The sequence below is a fragment of the Paenibacillus sp. ATY16 genome (genome assembly GCF_003399985.2).
Taxonomy (GTDB): domain Bacteria; phylum Bacillota; class Bacilli; order Paenibacillales; family Paenibacillaceae; genus Pristimantibacillus; species Pristimantibacillus glycanilyticus.
Map to the genome: position 1 here is coordinate 272197 of NZ_NMOK02000004.1, position 23419 is coordinate 295615.

At 53.2% G+C, this 23419-nt stretch carries 21 protein-coding genes; 16 read left to right on the plus strand and 5 right to left on the minus strand.

All coding sequences use genetic code 11. From position 1 onward, the window contains the following. Positions 1-58 precede the first annotated feature (58 nt). Positions 59-1267, minus strand: coding sequence for an MFS transporter (locus CFI03_RS04275; protein WP_248756563.1), 1209 nt, complete (start codon positions 1265-1267; stop codon positions 59-61). Between the two features lie 202 nt (positions 1268-1469). Here CFI03_RS04275 and CFI03_RS04280 point away from each other — a divergent pair, with 202 nt between their 5' ends. Together CFI03_RS04280 and CFI03_RS04285 are read left to right on the plus strand one after the other, a co-directional pair. Then, positions 1470-2054, plus strand: a complete 585-nt coding sequence (locus CFI03_RS04280; protein ID WP_248756744.1) for a sterol desaturase family protein — start codon at positions 1470-1472, stop codon at positions 2052-2054. A 20-nt stretch (positions 2055-2074) separates the two neighbouring features. Continuing rightward, complete coding sequence (locus tag CFI03_RS04285; RefSeq protein WP_248756564.1) at positions 2075-2869, plus strand: aminoglycoside phosphotransferase family protein; 795 nt, start codon at positions 2075-2077, stop codon at positions 2867-2869. 58 nt (positions 2870-2927) lie between these two features. Here CFI03_RS04285 and CFI03_RS04290 read toward each other — a convergent pair whose 3' ends face one another. Beyond that, on the minus strand, positions 2928-4295 hold the full coding sequence (locus CFI03_RS04290; protein ID WP_248756565.1) for a dicarboxylate/amino acid:cation symporter: 1368 nt from the start codon (positions 4293-4295) through the stop codon (positions 2928-2930). Between the two features lie 333 nt (positions 4296-4628). Between CFI03_RS04290 and CFI03_RS04295 the strand changes: the two genes are divergently transcribed. From CFI03_RS04295 to CFI03_RS04310, 4 genes are all read left to right on the plus strand, one after another. After that, positions 4629-5393: a hypothetical protein gene (locus CFI03_RS04295; protein ID WP_248756566.1), complete on the plus strand. Its 765-nt coding sequence runs from the start codon at positions 4629-4631 to the stop codon at positions 5391-5393. A gap of 49 nt (positions 5394-5442) precedes the next feature. After that, entirely contained in the window at positions 5443-8511 is a 3069-nt protein-coding gene (locus CFI03_RS04300; protein WP_248756567.1) for an S-layer homology domain-containing protein, read from the plus strand. Between the two features lie 68 nt (positions 8512-8579). Further along, entirely contained in the window at positions 8580-9275 is a 696-nt protein-coding gene (locus tag CFI03_RS04305; protein ID WP_248756568.1) for a cytochrome c biogenesis CcdA family protein, read from the plus strand. Between the two features lie 15 nt (positions 9276-9290). After that, complete coding sequence (locus CFI03_RS04310) at positions 9291-9833, plus strand: TlpA family protein disulfide reductase (RefSeq protein WP_248756569.1); 543 nt, start codon at positions 9291-9293, stop codon at positions 9831-9833. A 49-nt stretch (positions 9834-9882) separates the two neighbouring features. Here CFI03_RS04310 and CFI03_RS04315 read toward each other — a convergent pair whose 3' ends face one another. Next, positions 9883-10947 carry an LLM class flavin-dependent oxidoreductase gene (locus tag CFI03_RS04315; protein ID WP_248756570.1) on the minus strand — a complete coding sequence of 355 codons (1065 nt, stop codon included), beginning with the start codon at positions 10945-10947 and terminating at the stop codon, positions 9883-9885. 237 nt (positions 10948-11184) lie between these two features. Between CFI03_RS04315 and CFI03_RS04320 the strand changes: the two genes are divergently transcribed. After that, a complete protein-coding gene (locus tag CFI03_RS04320; RefSeq protein WP_248756571.1) occupies positions 11185-11622 on the plus strand; it encodes a hypothetical protein in 438 nt (145 codons plus the stop codon). Between the two features lie 93 nt (positions 11623-11715). Continuing rightward, positions 11716-12636: a phosphotransferase family protein gene (locus CFI03_RS04325; protein ID WP_248756572.1), complete on the plus strand. Its 921-nt coding sequence runs from the start codon at positions 11716-11718 to the stop codon at positions 12634-12636. A gap of 39 nt (positions 12637-12675) precedes the next feature. On the opposite strand, the gene CFI03_RS04330 is transcribed toward CFI03_RS04325, so the two are convergent. Beyond that, positions 12676-13293, minus strand: coding sequence for a TetR/AcrR family transcriptional regulator (locus CFI03_RS04330; protein ID WP_248756573.1), 618 nt, complete (start codon positions 13291-13293; stop codon positions 12676-12678). Between the two features lie 177 nt (positions 13294-13470). Between CFI03_RS04330 and CFI03_RS04335 the strand changes: the two genes are divergently transcribed. The 8 genes from CFI03_RS04335 (at position 13471) to CFI03_RS04370 (ending at position 22413) form a co-directional block, all read left to right on the plus strand. Further along, positions 13471-14646: a YhgE/Pip domain-containing protein gene (locus CFI03_RS04335; protein WP_248756574.1), complete on the plus strand. Its 1176-nt coding sequence runs from the start codon at positions 13471-13473 to the stop codon at positions 14644-14646. A 306-nt stretch (positions 14647-14952) separates the two neighbouring features. After that, entirely contained in the window at positions 14953-15663 is a 711-nt protein-coding gene (locus CFI03_RS04340; protein ID WP_248756745.1) for a response regulator transcription factor, read from the plus strand. Then, positions 15647-16744, plus strand: coding sequence for a sensor histidine kinase (locus CFI03_RS04345; protein ID WP_248756575.1), 1098 nt, complete (start codon positions 15647-15649; stop codon positions 16742-16744). Before CFI03_RS04340 ends, CFI03_RS04345 begins: the two co-directional genes overlap by 17 nt. An 85-nt stretch (positions 16745-16829) precedes the next feature. Next, positions 16830-17687, plus strand: coding sequence for a M15 family metallopeptidase (locus CFI03_RS04350; protein ID WP_248756576.1), 858 nt, complete (start codon positions 16830-16832; stop codon positions 17685-17687). A gap of 190 nt (positions 17688-17877) precedes the next feature. Then, positions 17878-19653: an HSP90 family protein gene (locus CFI03_RS04355; protein ID WP_248756577.1), complete on the plus strand. Its 1776-nt coding sequence runs from the start codon at positions 17878-17880 to the stop codon at positions 19651-19653. After that, on the plus strand, positions 19650-20702 hold the full coding sequence (locus tag CFI03_RS04360) for a hypothetical protein (RefSeq protein ID WP_248756578.1): 1053 nt from the start codon (positions 19650-19652) through the stop codon (positions 20700-20702). Before CFI03_RS04355 ends, CFI03_RS04360 begins: the two co-directional genes overlap by 4 nt. A gap of 206 nt (positions 20703-20908) precedes the next feature. Then, on the plus strand, positions 20909-21490 hold the full coding sequence (locus CFI03_RS04365) for a TetR/AcrR family transcriptional regulator (protein WP_248756579.1): 582 nt from the start codon (positions 20909-20911) through the stop codon (positions 21488-21490). A gap of 104 nt (positions 21491-21594) precedes the next feature. Beyond that, positions 21595-22413, plus strand: coding sequence for an SDR family oxidoreductase (locus tag CFI03_RS04370; protein ID WP_248756580.1), 819 nt, complete (start codon positions 21595-21597; stop codon positions 22411-22413). 30 nt (positions 22414-22443) lie between these two features. Here CFI03_RS04370 and CFI03_RS04375 read toward each other — a convergent pair whose 3' ends face one another. Then, positions 22444-23295, minus strand: a complete 852-nt coding sequence (locus tag CFI03_RS04375; RefSeq protein WP_248756581.1) for a pentapeptide repeat-containing protein — start codon at positions 23293-23295, stop codon at positions 22444-22446. Between the last annotated feature and the right edge of the window lie 124 nt (positions 23296-23419).

Genomic DNA, 23419 nt, shown 5'->3' on the forward strand with positions numbered 1-23419 from the left:
CCTAAAATGAAAAAACCCCTCTAGACTGCTGCAGTCCAGAGGGTTGTAGTTCTTGTTTTTATGGGTTCTTGGCGTCTGTACGGTAGCTGAGCAGGCCAAGCACCAGCGCAAGGCCGACCAGGATGGCTCCTACCCATGGCAGCGCGCCCAAGGAAAGATGGGTAATGACCCAGCCGCCGATAAAGGCGCCGGAGGCATTGCCGAGGTTGCCTGCCGAATGGCTGGACGTCGAAGCTAGCGCCGGCGCGGACTGCGCCAGGCTCATAATCCGTACTTGAAGCCCCGGGAATACGGCAAAGGAGGCCGCCCCCCACAGGAAAATCGTAATGACGGATGCAATCTCGTTATGAACGGTAAAGGTGAAGATCGTCAGCACAACCGCTATCGTGAGATAAAGGCCAAGAATGGAAGGCATCAGCTTCCAGTCGGCCAGCTTGCCGCCAACGATATTGCCGACCGTTACGCCGATTCCGAACAAAATCAGAATCCAGGTTACGTTATGCTCCGCAAAGCCGGTAATATCCGTGAGGAGCGGCGTGATATACGTAAATACCGCAAACAGTCCGGCGTTGCCGAGTGCCGCGATCAGCAGATAGACAAGCAGCTTTGGTCTGGCAATCGCCGATAGTTGCTTAAGAACGCTGACCTGCTTGCTTAACTTAAGCTTGGGAATAAAGATGACGATGCCGATTAGTGCGAGGATCCCCATGACGGCAATAGCGCCAAAGGAAGCGCGCCAGCCCCAATTCTGGCCGATATACGTACCGATCGGGACGCCGATAATGTTGGCGATCGTGAGGCCCGCCATCATAATCGAGACGGCTCCCGCCTGCTTATCCGCTTTTACGAGCTTGGAGGCGATAACCGCGCCAACGCCGAAGAAGGTGCCGTGCGTCAAGGCCGTAATCATCCGGGCAATCATGAGAACCGCGTAATTGGGTGCCACAACCGACAGACCGTTGCCGAGAATAAAGAGCAGCATAAGAATGCAAAGCAGCTTTTTCTGCGGAATCCGGCTCGTCAGAATCGTCATAATCGGAGCGCCGACGGCTACGCCTAGAGCATACATCGTAATCAGTTGTCCGGCTGCCGAGATACTGACGTTCAGGTCGCTCGCGACATTCGGCAGAATGCCCATAATGACAAACTCGGTCATGCCGATTGCGAAGGCGCCAACGGTCAGGGACAAGACGGAGATCGGGAACGGCTCTTTCCCGGCTTGCCCTTTCAGGACTTGCTTGCTGTTTAATTGCTGCGAGACTTCCATAAGGTAAAGCCAACCTTTCTGATGAGCACATCTTGTTGAATAAACCCTATTATTTCGCTTCGCGGGCATATAAGCAAGAACATTTTTTGTAAAATTACTGGTAAGATAAGAAGTAAGGGCTTACATCATAAGAGGGTAGAGGAAGGGGTTAAAAGTGGGCAAAAAAGGGCTTTACCGCGACTATTTTTTGCATGCGGATATTATGATGATGACAGCGGTGCTAATCGTTTTAGCGACCTGGGCCGCGTTTGCGGCCCTGAACTGGTACAGTCTGGTTTTCTTTATCGTTGGCCTTATCGGATTTATGTTCAGCGAATATTTGACCCACCGGTTCTTCTTTCATCTGAAGGCCCCCCAAAACCCGTTATTCCTCAAATTTCTGAAGCGTCTGCATTACGATCATCACGCGGATCCGCATGATTTGAAGCTGTTGTTCCTGCCGGTATGGTACAGCCTGCCCAACCTGGGCGTATTTGCGCTCCTGTTCTATCTCATCGCGGGCTCAACGGACTTCACTCTCGCCTTTGCGGCGGGACTTGTGGCGATGCTGCTCGTCTATGAATGGAAGCATTATGTCGCGCACCGGCCGATCCAGCCCAAGACGAGATTCTGGAAGTGGAATAAGCGGATGCATCTGCTCCATCATTTCAAGAACGAGAATTACTGGTATGGCGTATCGACGCCGCTTGTGGATGCTCTCTTCGGAACGCTTAAAGAAGAGAAGGACGTACCCACAAGCGCCACCGCAAAAAACCTGGAAAACCGCGGCCGGACGATGTCGTCCTGACCGCAAGAAGGAGGACAAGGATGACTGCAGGGCAATTGATCGGGAAAGGCATGACCGCCGAGGTCTACGAATGGGGCGAAGGGCAGGTCGTGAAGCTTTATTACGGGAACATCCCGAAGGACTGGCTTCATTACGAGACGGAGATCGGCACGGCCGTTTATAAGGCAGGCGTACCTGCGCCTGAGGTTTTTGGACAGGTCGAGGTGGATGGGAGAAGCGGGCTGGTCTACGAGAAGATCGCTGGGCCATCCCTTTTGGCCATGATGCTGCACGATATGGATAAGGCGGAACATTACAGTACCCTCCTGGCCCAACTGCATGCGGATATTCACCGCTGCAGGGCATCCCGGCTGCCTAGGCAGAAGGATCGGATGGCTATGTTTGTGAGGCAGTCCGCAGCTTTTCTGGGCGACCGGGTGGAGCCCGTGCTGACGGAGCTGGAGCGTCTGCCGGAAGGCGAATCCGTCTGTCACGGCGACTTTCATCCGGATAACGTGCTCCAGGCGGGAGAGCGGCTGACCGTGATCGACTGGATGGATGCCAATTCGGGCGATCCGCTATGCGACGCGGCGAGAACCTCCATGATGTTCTTGTCGCCGTTTGTTTCCATGCCTCCGCTGTCTATCCCTCCGGATACCGGGCAGCGGCTGAACGAGGCGTATTTGTCCGAATATTGCAGGCTGACGGGAGCGGATAGAGCCGCAATTGACCGCTGGCGTCTGCCGGTAGCCGCGGCAAGACTGCGCGAGCAAATTCCCGGCGAGCGGGAATGGCTGCTGGCCTATATTGACCGGCAGCTGGAAGCCTGCAAATGAAAAAGCCGCCTTTCCCGTATTATGCGGGAAAAGGCGGCTTTTCGCTTTTGTTCTCTGCTTACACAGCGTTTAACGCGATTTCTTCATCGTCGTCGTTATTGAATGCGTCGCGGTCGAATTCGCCTTCGGAATTGGCTACGAGCAGAGCGGTAACCGAGGTGCCCGTTGCGTTAACGGCCGTGCGGGCCATGTCGATCAAAGCTTCAACGCCGGCAACAATCGCAAGCGCCTCGAGCGGAAGGCCAAGCGCGGTAAGAACAACCGTTGTCGAAATAACAGCCGGTCCGGGAACGCCCGCAACGCCAATGGAAGAGATGATGCTTACGAATACAAGCACGATGTAATCGGTCAGGCCAAGCTCAATGCCGAACGCCTGCGAGGTAAAGACGACAACGATCGCCGGCCATACGCCGCCGCAGCCGTTAAAGTTCACGGATGCGCCAAGCGGTGCAACAAAGCTCGCGATTTTCGGCGAGACATGGAGACGCTTCGTAATGACTTCCAGGTTAATGGGCAGCGTAGCGTAGCTGCTTCGAGTCGTGAAGGCAACGGCAACCGTCGGGTAGACCTTCTTGAAGAACTTGAGCGGGTTAACCTTCGCTACGAAGAGCACCAGACCGCCAAACACAAGCACGAAATGAATAATTAGGGCGACATACGAGGTTACGATAACGCTGCCGAGCTCCTGCAGGGTATCCCAGCCGTATTTGGCCGCAACGCCGGCAATCAGGGCAAATACGCCGTATGGCGTAAGGCGGATAACGAATTTAACGACCTGATGCAGGACCTGGGTAGCCGATTGGATAAGATCGCGGACCGGCTTGACGGCCTCTTCGTTTTTCGAACCCACCTTAATGATGGCTATAGCCAGGAAAATCGCGAAGATGAGGATCGGAACAACCTTGCCGTCCGCCGCTTCGCTAACCGGATTGGAAGGGACAAGGCTAAGAATGACATCGGAGAACGTAGGAATCTCGCGCGTTGCCGCATCGCTTGCGGCAGGCTGCTGGATGCCTTTGCCCGGGCTGAATACCAGGGCGGTCAGTAAGCCGATTACGGATGCGATACCGGTCGTGCCAAGGAACCAGGCAAACGTCTTGAAGCCGATTTTGCGCAGGTAATCCAGGCTTGTGAGCGAGGCGATACTATTTAATACAAGAACGAAAACAAGCGGAATAACAAGCATGCGGATCAAGCTGATATAAATGCTGCCGAAGGTGGTGATCCCCTTGATCTCCAGGGAATCAAGGCTCTGGAACAGGATCCCGACGACCAGCCCCAGCCCTAATCCGACAAGCACCCGCGTACCGAAGCCGACACGCTTGCGAGCCAGGAAATACAGAAAAGCAAAGACGAAGATTGCGGTAACAAAGCTGTACCAGTTCGTCTCGATCGCCAGCAACAGGTTGTTATCTATTTTATCCATCTTACTATTACCCCCTAATCCAAGTTGTTTGATAGGAATTACAATTCAATAATTTACAAACGTCTGAAGCAATTGTCAATCGTTTTATTGGAAAAAAAATATATCCGACTATTTCTATGGGAAATTATTAAGAAATGGTTGACATCCAATCTCTGACATCCTAAGATAGGGTTAGAAATCGGAACATCATACGTAATTCGGATAAGAAATTAGTCGACTGGACCTCCAGAGATTCAATGTTCGGGCATCACTAGATGCGGGCATTGGATCTTTTTTTATGCCTGATTACTGAATGAGCCGCCTAAAACCAAAGGGGAAAGGATGAGTTTCATCATGAAAAAATGGTTTAGCTCCAAATTGACAGTTACTTTCGTAGCCGCAGCCGTAGTCTTCTCATCGCTGACATATGCTGCCGTTTACGCGAACAAGGACACATCCGGCACGGAGCCGGCTGCGGCGGAGGCTCAAGAGCCTGCTGCACCGGCTGTTGCGCAGCAGCCGCAAGCAGATGCTGCGAATACGGCCGTAGCAGCTGAACCACAGGCGACAGCAGAAGCAACGACCGCAGCTGCCGAGACGCAATCTCAAGAGCCGGCCGTTCAAGCTGCCGAGGTTCAATCGGCACAGACGGCTGCTGCACCTGCGGAAGAGACGACAGCAGAAGCGCAAACAGCCAAAGCAAGCTCCACGGAAGCCGTTCAAAGCGCTTCCACTCCGGCTCCGACATCTGCGCCCGCAGCTTCGAAGCCAGCCGCGGCCAAAGCTTCCGAGCCAGCGGCATCCACTAAGCCGTCCACCACTTCAGCTGCTCCCGCAGCAACGCCGGCTCCAGCCGCGAAGCCGGCCCAATCGACGCCGGCTGCAAGCAAACCGGAAGCTTCGGCGCCTGCCGCAAGCCAATCGGATGACTCGGGCAAAAAAGTAACGTTTGTCAAGCAAGAAGAGTCGCAGCCTAAGACGCCTGCCGTAAAAGCTCCGGCAAGCAGCTCGTCCTCTTCCGGCTCGACAAGCTCCTCTGGCGGATCCTCCACGTCCCCTTCTCCGGCTCCTTCGTCTTCGGATGAGGATTGCGCGGTAGACGGCGAAGAAAGCTGCTAATCGGCTTTTATAAGACAAATGGGTCAAATAGGGAGAGGAGTATATACACATGAAAACTTTTAATCGTACACTATCCGTTCTACTCGCCTCCGCGTTAGTGCTGCCGGTCTTCCAGGCCGGCACGGCACGCGCCGCGGAAGTAAGCAGCTTTAATAGCGCTGTCAGCCATTATGATTATTTCAGTGATGTTTACCCGCATTTGAACGACGCGAACCATATTCTCAAGACGGTTACTTACGAGGATCTGGTTACGCTGTTTGATAGCAAAGGTACATATGCCGTCTTGTTCGGCGGAGCCTGGAGCAATGAGACGCAGGCGGATATCGGCTTCATCAACCAGGTTGCGAAGCAATACGGCGTAGACACCATTTACAACTTCGATACGAAGCTGGATGGCGAATCGGTCGATATTGCCGAGCAGCAGGCGAATCCTTATACCAAAGTTGTAACCTCCACTTCGCAAGGCGTAACGACAAACACAACGAACTTCTATGATTTCAACGAGCTTTATGTGGAACTGGTGGACAAGTATTTGACGAACCTCAGCGCCAATACCGATGCTACGATCACTTACAGCAAGAAGTCGCCGGAGAAGGAAAGCGGCGGTACGGTAACGACGCCTTCTACGGTCATTGCGAGCGGCGAGGCGAAAAAAATCGAGTCTCCGTTCCTGTTCATCTATGACAAGGATCACAAGGACGGCGAAGGCAACGCCGCGCCGATCATCGCTTCGCTCGAGAAGCACGGTTCTTCCGCGAATTATACTTGGAACGATTTCCTGACAGCCGATCCTAACGACGGCGATGCGCTGGATACGGCGAAGGTCGACAGCTATAAGGAACAGGTTCTGAACGTATTTAATAAAGTGCCTGCTGCCGATTACGACAGCCTCACCAATTGGGATTTTATCGCTCCGGCGTTTAACAAGCACGAGGACAAAACGGTCGGACGCGACATCTTCCCGACGCATGAGGAAAACGGTCAAGTCGTTGGCGATGACGGCGAGCTTGTCTACGAGCATGTCACTTACAATGAGCTGACTCATTTGCTGCAAAGCAAAGGCAATTATGTCATTCTGTTCGGCGGCTCGTGGTGCCCGAATACGCAGGCGGCAATCCGCTTCATTAACGAGTATGCGAAGAAGTACAACGTCGACAAAGTCTACTTCTGGGACACCAAGCTGGATGCGGGCATCTCGGTGCTTGACCCAAGCGCTGATCCGCATAACAGCACTTTCCTTCAAGTGCGCGATACGAACCACCCGCTGGCAAAGCTGTATGTGGATCTGACGAACAAGTACCTGACCAACATCAAAACGCAATACCTGCCTGCATCCAATAATGTAAACTACACGGAAAATGGAACTAACGTTGTTGCCAACAAGCTGCAGGTTCCTTACCTGTTTGCCTACAACAAGGACAACGTGAACGCCGACGGCAGCAAAGCGCCAATCCTTGGCCACGTGGAATTGATGTACACCTGGAAAAACATCCAGCCGGATTATGCCGTAGCTGACGGCACGATCCGCAATCATACGAATTACACGAACGCGCTGAACAAATTGCTCACGCGCCTGGAAGCAACGCCAACCGGTCTGACTGGCGTAGCGCCAACTTCAAGCGTAAACAATAACGGTCAAATCACGGGCACAACAAACAAAGCGTTGGAATACAAGCTGAAAAGCGCGGCAGACTCGGCATATACAGCCGTATCCGGCAATGCCATCACGGGTCTTGCGGCTGGTACGTACTCGGTCAGATACGCGGCGAAAAACGGTTATAACGGTCCAACAAATTCTCAAACCGGACCAACGGCAGTTCCTTATGCGGCTGGTCAGGCGGTAGACGTGGTTGTTCCGGCTTATGAAGGCCCAACAACGCCTACTAATCCTACAAACCCGACAAGCCCTACCAATCCAACTACGCCAACCACACCGGTTGAAGAGGTAAATGCGGTGAATTCGGTAACGGTTACCGGTACAACCGATTCGGCAACGGGCGAGACGGTAGCGGCGGTGTCTGCAAACGATGTAGCAAGCCTTATTACGAAAGCGTCCAAAGCGGAAGCAGCGGGCAAAGCGGCTGTAATCGGCTTCCAGGTGCCTGGAACCGCGGCTACAACATCTACGCAGTTGACGATTCCTAGAGACTCTTTTAACTTGATTGCTTCGGGAACGAACGCGGCGGTGAAGGCAGACCTGTCGGTTGGAACCGCAACCTTCGATGCCAAAGCGGTAGAAAGCATCAGCGGCAACGCCTTGTCCGGAGATATCAGCGTGATCGTATCGAAGTTCGAGCTGACGGAAGAAGGCAAGGCCGTATTGGGCGACCGTCCGGTGTACGATCTGTCCCTCTTTGCAGGCGATAAGCAAATCTCGAATTTCGGCGGCGGCAAGGTGCAGGTAAGCCTTCCGTACACGCTGAAAGCCGGCGAGAATCCCGAATCTATCGTGGTGTACTACCTTGCGGATTCCGGCGAGCTGCAAACGATTCGCGGTCATTACAATGCGGCAACGGGAACCGTGGAATTCGCCACCACTCACTTCTCGCAATACATTATCGGCTTCAATAAAGCAGGCTTTGCGGATGTACCGGCAACTGCTTGGTTCCATCATGCGGTCAGCTTCCTGGCTGCCCGTGAGATTACCGGCGGTACCGATGCCGATCACTTCAGTCCAAATGCGGAGCTGACAAGAGGCCAATTCATCGTCTTCCTGCTGAAGGCATACGGAATCGAGCCGGAAGCGGCAGGCGCGGCGAATTTTGCAGACGCAGGAAGTACGTACTACACGAATTACCTGGCGGCTGCGAAGCGTCTTGGCATCGCAACAGGCTCGGGCGATAACAAGTTTAATCCGAATAATAAAATTACGCGCCAAGAGCTGTTCACGCTGCTGTACCGTTCGCTTGAGCAATTAGGCGAGCTGCCAACGGCCAAGACAGGCGCAACCGTAGCCTCCTATGCGGATGCGGCCGATATTGCCGGTTATGCGCAAACGGCCTTTACAACGCTTGTCGAGACTGGCGTTATTAAAGGAAGCGGCAATAAGCTGAATCCGGAAGGCGTATCGACAAGAGCGGAAGCGGCGCAAGTGCTGTATAACCTGTTGTCCCAATAATAGAAACTCGAAGAAGAGGTGGGCGGCCGACTTGGCCGCCCCTTTTTCCAATGCGGCGGTGAAAGGTATTGGATATTTTATTAGCTTTTTCGGCGGGACTGCTGTCCTTCTTGTCGCCTTGCGTTCTCCCTCTTATTCCGGTCTATCTCAGCTATATCGCGGGCACCTCGGCCGCCGATCTGAAGAACAGCCCCAATAAGCTTACGGTTATCTCGCAGACGGCGCTGTTTATTCTCGGTTTCTCCATTTTGTTTGTCCTGCTCGGGATATCGGTCAGCTCCGTCAGCCGGCTGCTATCCGAGCATATGCGGCTTGTGCAGCAGATCGGCGGAGCTCTAATCGTTGTTTTTGGCTTGCATATGACGGGGCTGCTGCGAATCAAGCTGCTCTATTCAGAGAAACGGTTTCTGCCAAGCGGATCACCGGGGAAAAAAGCGGGAGCTCTCGTATTGGGCATGGCCTTCGCCGTCGGCTGGACGCCTTGCATCGGGCCGATTCTGTCTTCCATTCTGATCTACGCCGGGAGCATGGCAACCCTTGGGAAGGGAGTACTCCTGCTCTCGATGTACGCGCTGGGGCTCGCGGTTCCGTTCCTGCTCTCTGCCGTGCTGATCGATAACCTATCCGCGCACCTTCGAAAAGTGACGAAGCATCTCCCGAAGATCTCGGTTGTCAGCGGAGCCGTTATGATGCTGATGGGCGTTCTTGTATTTACGAATCAGCTGGAGGTATTCAGCAAGTATGCCGGGCTTATTCAACTATAGGGAGGTAGGCAAACCGTGAAAAAATCTACCTGGATTCTGATCGGAGCCGTTGCTGCGTTCGTGCTTCTCTCGCTTTACGTGACACAAAACTACGGGATCAAGACGGATGCTGCTGCCCTGGCAGCGGAAACGAAGACGGAAGCAGCCAAAGAACCGGCGGATGACTTTACGCTGAAGGATCTAGACGGCAAGGAAGTAACGCTGTCGGGTCTGAAAGGAAAGCCCGTCTACGTCAACTTCTGGGCGACCTGGTGCAAATGGTGCGACAAGGAGATGCCTGCGCTGGAGAAGGTGTATCAGGATTATAAGGATAAAGGACTTGTTGTCCTATCCGTTGACGTTGGGGAGGAACAGGGGGAAGTGGCGAAATATATCGCGGAGAAGCAATATCATTTTCCGGTGGTGCTGGATTCGGATAAAAGCGTTACGTATGCCTATGGCATCAAATCGATTCCCGTCTCAATTCTCGTGAACGAATCGGGCGACGTGGTTTTCAGAAGGGTTGGCCATATGACGGAGGAAGAAATGCGGGCGGCGATAGATCCGCTGTTCCCATAGAAAAAGTGCGAGCCTTCGGCAGGCCCGCACTTTTTTTGTGCCTAATCGATTATTTTGCTGAAGCAGCGATTTCCTTGCGGACAATCGGCGCTACTTTGGTGCCAAGCAGCTCAATAGCGCGCATCATATCCTTATGCGGAATGGAGCTGGTGTCGACATGCAGGAAGAAGCGGGTTAAGCCCAAGTTTTTATGCAGCAAAATAATCTTCTCCGCTACATACTCTGCCTCGCCGACATAAAGCGCTCCGCGCATGCTGCGTGCCGCATCGTAAGCTTCGAAGGTGTAAGGCGGCCATCCGCGTTCGCGGCCGATGACGTTCATCATCGCCTGCTGGGCAGGGAAGAAGAGCTCGGTTGCTCTTGTATCCGTGTCGCTGATGAAGCCGTGGGAGTGAGAGCCGATTTGCATTTTTTTCGGATCATGGCCGGCACGGGTATAAGCTTCCTTGTAAAGCTCAACAAGCGGAGCGAAGCGCTCCGGCATACCGCCAATGATCGCGAAGCAGACGGGAAGGCCTAGCACGCCCGCGCGAATGGCCGACTCCGGGTTGCCGCCGGTTGCAATCCAGACCGGAAGCGGGTTCTGCACCGCACGCGGGTAGACCGCCAGATTATCGATTGCGGCGCGGTGGCTGCCCTGCCAAGTAACTTTCTCTTCCTTCGTAATTTGGAGCAGCAGCTCCAGCTTCTCGTCGAACAGCTCGTCATAATCCTCGAGGCTGTAGCCGAAGAGCGGGAACGACTCGATAAACGAGCCTCTGCCCGCCATAATTTCCGCACGGCCGTTCGAGATCGCGTCAACGGTGGAGAAGCCCTGGTACACGCGCACCGGGTCGTCCGACGACAATACGGTAACGGCGCTGGTCAGCCGGAGATGCTTTGTCTGCGCGGCAGCGGCCGCAAGAATGACATGCGGAGCGCTTGCCGCGTAATCCTGCCGGTGATGCTCCCCGATCCCGTATACATCAAGGCCAACCTGGTCGGCCAGAATCATTTCTTCCACGCTATTGCGGATCCGTTCCGCGTGGCTGTACGCCCCGCCTATGCCCGGATGAGGCTTTGCTTCCAGAAAGGTACTAATGCCAAGTTCAAAATGGTTTGCCGGTTCGGTCATATAAGTCCGCCTCCTTTATTTCTTCTAGTGTACTAAGTTTTTAACAGTTTCTCAATTATAGTAAGCGGGTTTTCTTGAAAAAGATATGGAAACGAGAAGAACGGCACAAAAACAGGTATCTGTATTGTTTGCCAAGTTGGTCCGAACCATGTTGCGGACGAGCGGAAAACCGCTAAACTCAGGGTGCAACATTTTCCATTTGCTTGCGTATCTTTTGTGAGGAAAAGGGGTGTTTCTTTGTTGGTTGCGATGAGCAGGAAGCAGTTCAATGAGCTTGGGGACGACGAGTTAAGGCGGGCTTGCATACGGGCGGTGGCTGATCAAATCCGAGGCAAAAGCATGGCGGTAAAGTCGGAAGCGCTTGCCAGACTTAACCGGCCGCAAAAAGCTTTGTTTATGTTCAGTGCCTGGTACGACCATGCCAAGCATTCGCCGATGGAGCTGTACTGTTGGTCTGCCCATGTACTCAGTCAGCCCGGATACGCGGATGGCGTCTGGAAGGCACTTCGTTTTTTTGGAGCGGAGACGATGCACGGCATTCTGGAAGAGCTTCGGTTGTTGCTTGATTCGAATGCGGTGCGGCAAGGCCGTGCCTTAAGTGAAGTAACTTTCAAAGATCTCGAGCTGGATGATAAACTGCGCCTGAAGGTTGAAGATTGCTACAGACGGTTTTAGGCGGGGGTGCCGGACAGTCTTCGCAGGCTTGCGTTATATATCCGCGCTCATGCGGATGATTTTATAAGCTTTTTACCGGAAGGAGGGCCAGACATGAATGAATTGCTATCGGCCATACCGGAGCTGCAAGACGATATGAAGCTGGAGGCCATTCAGAAAGGCTACTCCGGCGACGGCAAGTATACCGTTTGCGATCGTCTTGGTCAGGCGGCGTATGTGCTCAGAACCTATGCGCTCGAAGAGGAAGCAAGGAAGCAGCAGGAATTCCGGGTGCTTGAGCAGCTGCGGGAGCACGAGGTTATGAGCTCTTTGCCGGTTGCGATAGGGAAGCTGGAGGAGTTGGGGCTTGGCTACATGCTGCTGACTTACATTGAAGGCGGCGATGCGATAGACGAGCTTCCGGCCTTAAGCGCAAGCCGGCAGTATGAGATTGGTCTGCAAGCGGGAGCCGAGCTGCGCAAAATCAATCGGATTGAGGCGCCGGAATCTATCGAGCCTTGGGAAACCCGCGTACTCGCGAAATACAGGCGGTACCGGGAGGGCTATGAGCAAAGCGGCGTTACGATTGCTTTCGAGGAGAAGCTGTTTACCTTTATTGAAGCGAATCTTGGCTTATTGAAGGGGCGCCCGAGCAAGCTGCAGCATGACGACTTTCATACCGGCAACCTTATCGTGAAGGATGGACGGCTCTCAGGCGTCATTGATGTGAACCGGTTTGACTGGGGAGATCCCGTGCATGAATTTCTGAAGGCGGGTTTTTTCAGCGTGGAGGCCAGCATTCCGTTTGCCGTTGGTCAGATCGACGGCTATTGCGGGGAAGGGGGGCTTGAGGATTCCTTCTGGGCCTTATATTCGCTTTATATAGCGTTGACGATTCTGTCCTCGATCGTCTGGATTCTTCGCGTACGCCCGGAGGAGCTGGACGATATGCTGAACCGGGTAAATAAAGTATGGGAGGACCATGACGGCTTTGAGCGTTTGGTGCCGAAGTGGTATTCCGAGTATGAACGATAAAGAAGAAGAGCCTTCACGGAGAGTGAGGCTCTTCTTTTCTTATGACTTGGCCGGAGGCATTTCTTTTATTCCAAACGAGACCAGCGGGCCAAAGTTCACGATGTTCATCATAATGAAGGCCATCTGCTCCGGCGTTTGATCCAGGTCGCATTCAATCCAATGCATAAGCATGCCGAAATGCGCGGAGGTCATGTATGCCACAACGTAGTCCCGCCGGATGTTGAGATTAGCGGCTTCTGGAATATCGATTTTCTGATAAATATGCCGGGCCATCAGCTTGCGGAATTGAATGGCGTAGGAGAGATCCCCCTTAGGGCCAAACATCACCTTCAAGAAATCGGCATGCTTCGCAAACTCCTGAAAGATACGCACGCCTAACGGGTAAGGGACCTGGAGGTCGGCATATTCCATTGCCGTGCGGAAGTTGATTTTCACCACGTACTGCTCAATGCTCTTGAACACATGATCCTTGAGCTGCTGCAGGACATCGGGCACATCCCGGTAATGCAGGTAGAACGTCCCGCGGTTCAGGTTGGCATGGCTTGTAATATCGGTAACCGTTACATGCTCCACGCCTTTCTCGGCGATAAGAGCCATCAGCGAATCATGGATCTGCTGCTTCGTTTTTGCTTTTCTCCGGTCGATTTTCTCGGACATGAGGGCCTCCCTCTGCGATTTTTGCGGCGATAATGAACACTGCCCCGCCGAAGTGGTGAGTAATAAACAGTACGGTGAGGAATGATTATTGTATTTCCTTTGCCTCTCATTATAATTAACAACGTGATCACTAATCAACACGATGTTCATTTATATAGAGATGGGAGATGGAGATTTATGAATATTTTTAAACAAAAAATGTTATGGCTTGGCGTGCTGATCATTACGCTTGTGCTTACGGTGTTTGGACTTGCGATGATGGGTTCCGTGCTTGGTTCGAAACCGCATGATGTGCCGGTAGCTTTGGTCGTGCAGGATGAGCCTTTTGATCTTCCAACCGGAGATAAGCTGGCCGTGGGCGAAATGATCAAGCAGCAGCTGACCTCTAATACACAGCTGCCAATCAGCTGGAAGATTGTCGGATCGGAAGAAGAAGCGCGCAAAGGGCTGGACTCGCGCGATTATTACGGCGCGCTTGTTCTGCCGAAGGATTTGAGTGCCGGAGTAGCCTCCATGATGGGGCCGGCGCCTGCCCCCGCAACCGTGCAAATCATCAGCAATGATGGCATGAACTCGCAGGCGGCAACGGTTGTGAAGCAAGGACTCGGTCAAGTAATGAAGATGGTATCCCTCGAGTTGTCGAAATCGGCGCTTGAGCAGTTATCCCAGCGCTCCGAGCAGATCCCGGCTGCTACGGCAGCGGCACTGCTCGCACCTATTCAGGTAAAGGAAGAAACCGTTCATCCGGTTGGCGCTAACAACGCAAGCGGCAACGCGCCGGGGCTGCTTACGCAAATTATGTGGATTGGCAGCCTAGTGACGGCGATGATGTTGTTCCTTGCCAGCAATAATGCGAAAAAGGCAGCTGGCCGCAAATGGTCGGCTCACCTGATGCAGCCGGTCATTGGCCTGGTGCTGATCGGCGCCGCTTCCGGCCTGATCGTATGGATGGCTAACGCTTGGTACGGAATGGAGCTTTCGCATGCAGCGGATACATGGCTGTTCTTATGGCTGAGCGGTTCGGCGTTCTACCTGCTGCAATCGATGCTGCTCAACTGGATTGGCTTCCCGGCGATGGCGATTCTCGTCCTGCTCATGTTCTTCTCGATGCCAATTCTGAACATGCCGGTTGAATTCCTGTCGGATGCGACGCAGAACCTGCTGTACTCGTGGACACCGCTTCGCTTCGTAGCGGGCGGACTTCGGGAAATCATGTACTTCGGCGGGCTGGATGCCGTCAGCTCGAATGCGGCAGTCCTGTGGAGCATTGCGGGCGGATGCCTGGTTCTGCTGCTTGCCGCAGGCGTGAAAAAAGGAAAAGCGGCAGCGTCGCAAACCGCCGCCTCTATATAATGGAAAGTGAAAAGCCGTCCCGCTTGGGGACGGCGTTTTTATTTTGCCCGTGCCACCATGCTCTCGCTGTAAGACGGAAAAACCGTCTTACAGCGAGGTGAGCGCGGGAACGCAAGGCGGAAACGGCCAAATAAGACGGAAAAACCGTCTTACAACGGGATGAGCGCGGGAACGCGAGGCGGAAACAGCCCTCTCCTCGGGGTTTGGAGCCCAAGGTGCAACTACTTCGTGTAATGTCTCGTCCAAGAGGTTACAATAAGAGTTGGAATAAACAAGAAACTGGATAAGGAATGATTTGCAATGGGGATGCAGCGCACAACGATCTTGATTGCGGAGGATGACCCGGACATTGCGGAGCTGATTGCGCTCCATCTGGGCAAGGAGGGCTACCAGCTGCTGAAGGCCGCTGACGGGAGAGAAGCCGTCCGTCTCGTTCAGACGAATACAATCGATCTGGTTATTCTCGACATTATGATGCCGCATATGGACGGTTACGAAGTCGTTCGCGTTATTCGGGAGCAGCAGTACAGGATGCCGATTATTTTCTTAAGCGCCAAGACGTCCGATTTCGATAAAATATCCGGCCTCGTTATGGGCGCCGACGATTATATGACCAAGCCGTTTAATCCGATGGAGCTGCTCGCAAGAGTCAATGCCCAGCTGCGACGCTTCAGGCAGTTAAATCAGCCGGTTGTCGCACCAAGTCATGCGTCTTCCGCGATTGTGGCGGGAGGTCTCACGATTGACCAGGAGCAGCGCACCGTTACCTTGTACAATGACCGGATCGATTTGACGCCGAAGGAGTTCGATATTCTTCACCTGCTGGCCAGCCATCCGAAGAAGGTATTCAGCGCGGAGCATATTTTCCAGCAGGTATGGGGCGAGGCTTATTACGAGAGCGGCGGCAACACGGTAATGGTTCATATCCGGACATTGCGCAAGAAGCTTGGCGAGGACAAGCAGCACCAGCAATGGATCAAGACGGTCTGGGGGGTAGGCTATGCCTTCCAAGGCTAAAAAATTACGCAGCTTCCGTACCCGAATGATCGAGCTGTTCGTCATGAGCCTGCTCATCTCGGGAGCGGTGACTTACCTGATCTACAGGCTGCTGAAGTCTTACTATAATCAGCGAGTCCGTTACGCTGACGATCCGATTGTACAAGCCCGCAGCTGGCTTAACGATATTGGCGATCTGAATTTCTTCCTGATTTTTTTCCTGCCGTTATCGTTCTTTTTCTTTTATTTATTCACCAAGCCTTACGTCTCTTACTTCAAGGAAATCTCGACCGGCATTCACCGGCTCGCCAACGGGGATTTCACCGGGCGGGTGCTGGTTCCCTCGGACGATGAATTCGGAGTGATAGCGGGGGATCTGAACGTTGCCGGCGAGATGCTGCAGAAGGCGGTAGAGCGGGGAGATTTCGCCGAGAGCAGCAAGGATCAACTCGTGCTTAATCTCGCGCATGATCTGCGGACACCTCTCACCTCGGTGCTTGGCTATCTGGATTTTATTTTGCGCGACGAGCAGTTGTCCCTAGAGCAGGTCAGGCATTTTGCCGCTATCGCGTTTAACAAATCGCAGCGACTTGAGCGGCTGGTGGACGAGCTATTCGAGGTTACCCGGATGAACTACGGCATGCTCACGCTGGACAAGAAGCAGATTGATTTATCCGAGCTTCTGATGCAGCTAAGCGAAGAGCTGTACCCGGTGTTTGTGAAGAGCCGCCTGACGGCAAGGCTGGACCTTCCTCCCCATCTCTTGATGGAGGCGGACGGCGAGCTGCTGGCCCGGGTATTCGAGAATTTACTGACGAATGCCGCCCGTTACGGACAGGATGGCGAATATGTCGACATCAAGGGAAGAGCCGAGAACGGTCATGCCATTCTGGAGGTTATTAATTACGGCGACTCGATCAAGCCGGAGGATCTGCCGCATCTGTTCGACATGTTTTACACCGGCGACCGCGCCCGTTCTCCCGAAGGAAGCACGGGGCTAGGGCTGTTTATCGTCAAAAATATCGTCGAGCAGCATCAAGGCACCATAACGGCGGAGAGCAGCACGATCCGGACGGTATTTACGGTTAAGCTGCCGATTTAAGAAAAACTTTAACTTTTACCCCACTTCTTTTTAAATTGTGTCCTATATCCTTAGTTGCATGAACAAAGCAAAGGGGAATGGGGCCATGAGGAAGTGGGTTTTTGCGTTTATCCTTGTCATCCTGTTAAGTTACGGGATCTCGCAGCTTAATGTGAAAAGCGCCGGGGAAGACAAGGTTGATATAGAAAACGGGTCGCTGCCGCAGCAAGACAGCAAGATGATAACCGTAAGCAAGGAGCAGATGTATAAGGGGGATCTGCTCCTTGTGAATAACGACTATGCTCTGCATCCGGAAGGAATACGCTCGGATATCGTCTCGCTATCGGATCGCCCGGATCTGGTGCAAGGCTACGGCCTGCTAGATTCGTCGATTCAGCTGTCCGAGTCGGTGGCAAAGGACTTTGGCGAGATGGTGGAAGGAGCGAAGAAAGACGGTGTGGAGCATTTTCTCATCAGCAGCGGCTACCGCGACGCGGAGAAGCAAGACCAGCTGTACCGCGATATGGGGCATGATTATGCGCTTCCTGCTTACCACAGCGAGCATAATCTCGGCTTATCGCTGGATATCGGTTCAACCACTGCAAAGATGGACGAAGCCGAGGAAGGCAAATGGCTGAAGAAGCACGCGTGGGAATACGGGTTTATTTTGCGGTATCCGAAAGGGAAAGAAGATATCACGGGCATTCAATATGAGCCTTGGCATTTCCGTTACGTCGGGAAAGCGCATAGTGCCATTATGTATAAGCAGGATCTGACGCTGGAGCAGTATCTGGACAAGCTGAAGCAAACGAAGGCTATGTCAATCACGGCAGGCGGTCAAAAATATACCGTCGCTTACTACCCGATGGTCGGAAACGGCGCCACCGTTCAAGTGCGGAACGGCAAGCCGTACGAGGTATCCGGCAACAATTACGACGGCGTAATCGTAACGATGTACGCCTAGATAAAGTTATTGCAAAGCGCGCCTACGGCGCAACTGTAGGACGGGAAAAACCGTATTTACAGCTGCGCTGTCGGCGCGCTACTTTTTTTATACTTATAAGTGCCCTTGTTCCTGACGATATTCATACTGTACTGTTGGCTTATAGCAGGGAAAAACTAGAAATGAACCGTGGGGTGAGAGTTTGGGCAATATGAATTTTCAAGTGAATTTGCAGGGCATTATCGATCTCTTATCCAATCATTTATATTCCGATCCGGGCGTATTCGTCCGCGAGCTGCTTCAGAATGCGGTGGATGCGGTGACGGCGAGAAAGAGACTTGGACATATAGCGGAGGGGAAGGTAGCGGTAGAGCTGTTCCCGTCCTCGCATACGATCTCTTTCATGGATAACGGCATTGGTCTTACGGCATCGGAAATCGAACAGTTTCTGGCGCGGATCGGAAGCACAACGAAGAAAGCGGATCAGGATTCGGCGGACGATTATATCGGCCAGTTCGGCGTTGGTCTTCTGTCCTGCTTCGTCATCAGCGACGAGATTGTGCTTATTACCCGGTCTGCCCTCGAGGGAGATTCGCTGGAATGGCGAGGCAAGGCGGATGGCACCTATGTCACGAATAAGCTGAAGAGAACGGTTCCGATCGGAACGACGGTGTATCTCAAGCTGAAGCCGGAATACGAGGAATACGCCGAGTGGTACAAGATGTATCAGCAGCTCGAGCGGTTCGGCAAATATTTGGAGACGCCAATCGTGCTGACGGAGGACAAGGACAGCCGGCAAATCAACGATACGACTCCTCCTTGGCGCATGGGCAAAGCAGAAGCGATCTCCTATATCGAGGACAGCGAGTACGAGAAACCGATGGATATTATCCCTTTGAAGTCTCTGATCGGAGACACGGAAGGGATTGCTTACATATTGCCTTATTCCGTCAGCCTGCAGGATGAGAAACGCCACAAGGCGTACCTGAAGCGCGTCCTGCTGTCGGACAAAATGAACAACATGCTGCCGTCATGGGCCTTTTTCGTTAATGGCATCATTAACACAAACAGCCTGCGGCCTACCGCGTCGAGGGAGTCCTTCCAGGAAAACGACCTTTTCTATGCGGTACGGGATGAGCTTGGCGTCTGTATCAAGCGTTATCTGCTAGAGCTCGCCGACAAAGATCCGGAGTTGTTCGCGCGGATTGTCCTCATTCATTATGCTTCGCTCAAAACGATGGCTGCCGAGGATGAGGAGCTGTATGAGCTCTTTATCCTGCATTTGAGCTTCGAAACGTCATTTGGCGATCTAAAAATGGCCGATATATTGCGCAATCACCGTACCGTTATGGTCACTTCCAGCTTTGACGAGTTCAGGCAGGTAGCCCGCGTGGCGAAGGCCAAGAACATGATGGTCATTAACGGCGGCTACGTCCATGATCTGGAGCTGATTCGAAAGCTTCCCTCCATTGACGAGCAGGTGCAGGTCAGCGTGCTCGATATTCTCAGCTTCTCCAGCCGCTTCGAATCGCTCGGCCGAAGCGAGCGGGATGAAGTACAGCCTTTCCTGGACCTGGCGGACCGTCTGCTTGCGCCGTATCAATGCCGCTCGCTCATCAAATGGTTCGAGCCTGCGGACATTCCGGTTCTCTTCAACATTAATCAGGAGGTCAACTTCTTTAAAATGATGGAGGAGAGCGAGGAGCAGGCCAACCCGCTGTTTGCCGAGGTTATACACGTGATCAAGGATGAGTTGTACGAGAAGCCTTACGCAAGGCTGTGCTTCAACTACAATAACCCGATTGTCCGCAAGGCCATCGCATCCGGAGATCTTAAGCTCCAGCAGAACAGCATCGAGCTGTTATACACGCAGGCTCTGCTAATGGGGAACCACCCGCTGAGCAGCGAGGAGCTGAGGCTGATGAACGAGTCGCTGCTCCAATTCATGAATATGGGCCTTGACCGGAACGCCGAGGTCGGCCGATGAAGAACCGTTTTCATGAGCTGAGGCGCTCAACATGGTCCATGCCGGACGGCAAGCAGAAGCTGGCCGTTCTGGAGGAGATGATTCGCGTCGCCGACCGGTATATGACGGAAGAAGAGGCTTATCACGCGAGAATGGACTACTCCAATGCGGCACCGGAATGCGGTTGTCCGGAGCGAATGCTGGTCTCCTTCTCCTGGTGCTTGTCCAAATTCGAGAACAATCCGGGCGCGTATTCGAACTTTTATATCATGTGGCATTATAAATGGGTGCTTGGGTACGTGTGGCGGATACCGGAATTAAGCCTGGAGCAGATTGAGCGGATTTACGAGGATTTTAAGGAGAAATGCATCGCTTACGGCTATAGTCTCCGGGTTTACTACCAGAAGCGGCTTAGTCTCATGCTATGGCAGGGGAAGCTTGCCGAAGCGGCAGATTACTACAAGAGCTGGAGAGCCGCGAAGCGGGATTCGTTGTCGGACTGCAGCGCCTGCGAGCAGAACATGTTCGGCAGCTATCATTTTGCGATTAATCATCATAAAAAAGGGCTCCAATCTCTGAAGCCTATCCTTGATGGCAAGCTGTCCTGCCGATCGATCCCGGAGAGCACGTACAGCGAAATGATGATGCCGCTGCTTAAGCTTGGGGAATACGACCGGGCATTGGAGACCGCGAAAAAAGCCTACCGAGCCCTTAAAGGGCCGTCCTATCTGGAGGAATACGGCACCTTCCTGCAGTTTTTCACCGTAACGGATATGCCAAAGGCCGTCAAGCTCTATGAGCAGACGATCCGGCTAGGTCTAGGCAGCAAGCTTGGATGGGACCGGCTGCAATATATGCTGTCCGTCCGTATTTTCCTGAGGGAATGGAGCAAAGGCAAACGGAGGAAAAAACTTGCCGAGGCGGAGACCGTCACTTTAGCCTGGCTGGATGAAGAGATCGAGCGCCTGGCTCAAGCGTTTAACCGGCGTAACGGCAATACCTTCGTGGAGGACCTGGTTCGGGAGAAAGAAAAAGTGGCAGCGCGGCTGCAGGCCGCTTATGGTACATGAGAATAGGCTGCTCCCCAGCCGAAATGGCTTAGGGTAGCCGCTTTTTTGTGTAGCGGGCTCTAACGATAAGTTCGTTAGAGCTTGAGTAATTGCCGGAGTGCGAGGCATACTACTCCTTACCAGTTGACAGCGGCAGTCGCAAGGTACATAATTGCACTAGAATGAACGTTCTATCTAGTGGATCTTAACTTGTTGGAGGAAGCAACATGTTCGAACAATACAACAAAGTGCAGAAAGCCGTGCTTGAGACAACGCTGCAGATCATTATCCGCAAAGAGCTTCAAGCTACTTCGATGGCGCTTATCGCCAAGGAGTCTAAAGTATCGACGGGCAGCATTTATCATTACTTCAGCAGCAAGGAAGAAATTATTAACGAGCTGTACACGGCTATCGTTGCGTATAACGGCCAATTCGTCCAGGAAGGCTTGAACCGGGAAGGAACGATCCGGGAGCGGTTCATCTGGGGCTGGGAACGCGTAATCGAGACCAGCCGGCAGTATCCGGAGGGCTTCCAGTTCATCGAGCAGTACTCCTTCTCGCCGTATATTTACGAAGAGGTGAAGCAAAAAGCCTACAACGGCGGCTGGTGCGCGCCGATGAACAAGCTTTACGCGGAGGCTATGGAGCAAGGACTGTTCCGGGAAATGGACCCCAAGCTGCTTGTCCAGATGCATTACGGCTCCATGGTCTACATGGTGAAAAGTTATTTGCAGGGCAATTCGGATCTAACCGAAGCCGGGATTCGGCAGGCGATAGAAATATGCTGGCAGGGAGCAATTAGAGGATAGCGCGATCAATGACGAGCAGGCTTCCGCTGTCGCGGCCTTCCATGGCCGGCTTCTGGATTCACTAGAATGAACATTCGATTTAAAAATTAGAGGAGAGAATCATAATGAATAAAACGATTTTGATTACGGGAACAAGCAGCGGATTAGGCAAGCTGACAGCGATCCATTTTGCCAAGCTGGGCTGGAATGTGGCGGCTACGATGCGTACGCCGGAGAACGAGACGGAGCTGACGCAGTACAGCAATGTGAAGCTGTTTAAGCTGGATGTTACGGATGTGGAGCAGGTCCGGACTGCGGTAGCCGATGCGATTGAAGCTTTTGGACGGATTGACGTTGTCATCAATAACGCCGGCGTTGGCGCTTATGGCGCCTTGGAGCTGGCGAAGGAAGAGACGATCGACTGGCAGTTCGGCGTTAACGTGCGTGGGCCCATTAACGTTATTCGCGCAATGCTCCCGCATTTTCGCGCGAATAAGTCGGGGATGTTCATTACGATCAGCTCGTTTATGGGCGTAACGACAGCCGTGCCGACGGGTTCTTTATATAACATGTCCAAGTTTGCCCTGGAAGGCTTAATCGAAGGCTTGTATTACGAGCTGAAGCCGCTTGGGATTGAGCTGAGACTGGTGGAGCAGGGCGGATCGTCGGGCAATAACTTTGTGAACAAGATCGCCTGGGGCCACAGCGAAGAGATTACCGATTATGACGACATTACCGCGAAAGTAAAAGAGATGATGGCTAAATCTTCCGAAGGCGAGCTGGATGATCCGCAGACGATTGTGGATGCCATCGCCCGTCTGGCCTTGGGAGAAAGCAAGCAGTTCCGCACATTGGTCGGAGAAGCTGCCCATCAATTGACGGATATGAGAAATTCACTGCCGATTGAAGAGTATTTGGAACGGATTGCAGCGCAATATCAATAATGCGGTGCAGGGAGAAAAGCCGGTCTCGTCTTAGGACGTGGCCGGCTTTTTGCCGCTCCAATGGTCGGGGCGGCTAAGCGCGGGCGGAAGCTTGGTGTCCGCATTGCCCTTTGCCGCTTGGAGCTGAACTTGGGTGAGGAACAGGCTTTCGCTTAAGTCTGCCCCGCTCAGGTCGGTATCCCGCATATCGGCGCCGATCAGATCGGCATGGCGAAGGTCGGCCCCGCGGAGATCGGCCGCGATGAGATACGACCCGCGCAAATTAGCGCCGCGAAGATCGGCGTTCCGCAGCTTGGCGCCCATAAGGTCGGCACCGCGTCCGACCGGTTTTTTTCTTCGGGTATCGGTCTTGGCCTTTGGCGCTTTAGCCCGTACGACCTCGCTTGTCTTCAGCAGCAGGGTATTCACTTCGGCCCGGTGAGCGGCAAAATCCAGCTTGAGCAAAGCTTCCGCATCCAAGCCGGTAAGGCGTTCCGTTTCTTCCCAAGCGGCACGCAGCTCCGATCGAAGCGGCTGGGCAGCTGGATTCTCAAACGCATCGGCTAAATACCAGAGCAGCTCCTGCAAATGCCACATCACGGGAAAGACCTCGTACATAAGGTTTGCTGCTTGGGGCTCTTCCCGCCAGCTGCGCCCGCCGAAGGTATGCTGCGACAGCTTCTGCCCGGCTCCAAAGCAGTCGTACACCGTACAGCCCCGGAAGCCCTGCTGACGAAGCTTGGCATGAATGCCGCAGCGGTAATCGTTCCGCAGATTGCGGCAGGGTTGTCCGCTTTGTTTATCTATGGCAAAGTCCGCCGAAGCGGCAAAAGGGAGCGCAACGCAGCATAACCCGAAGCAATTGTCGCAATCCCCGCGAAGGCGTTTGCGGTCAGGGATCATTTTATTCCTCCTTGTAGGGTCTACTCTTACTATCTTAACGGATGGAGGGCGTGATAGAAACGGATAAAACAATTAAATTCCTTTATGTGGAAGTGATGCTCGTTTATGATAGAGATACTGAAAT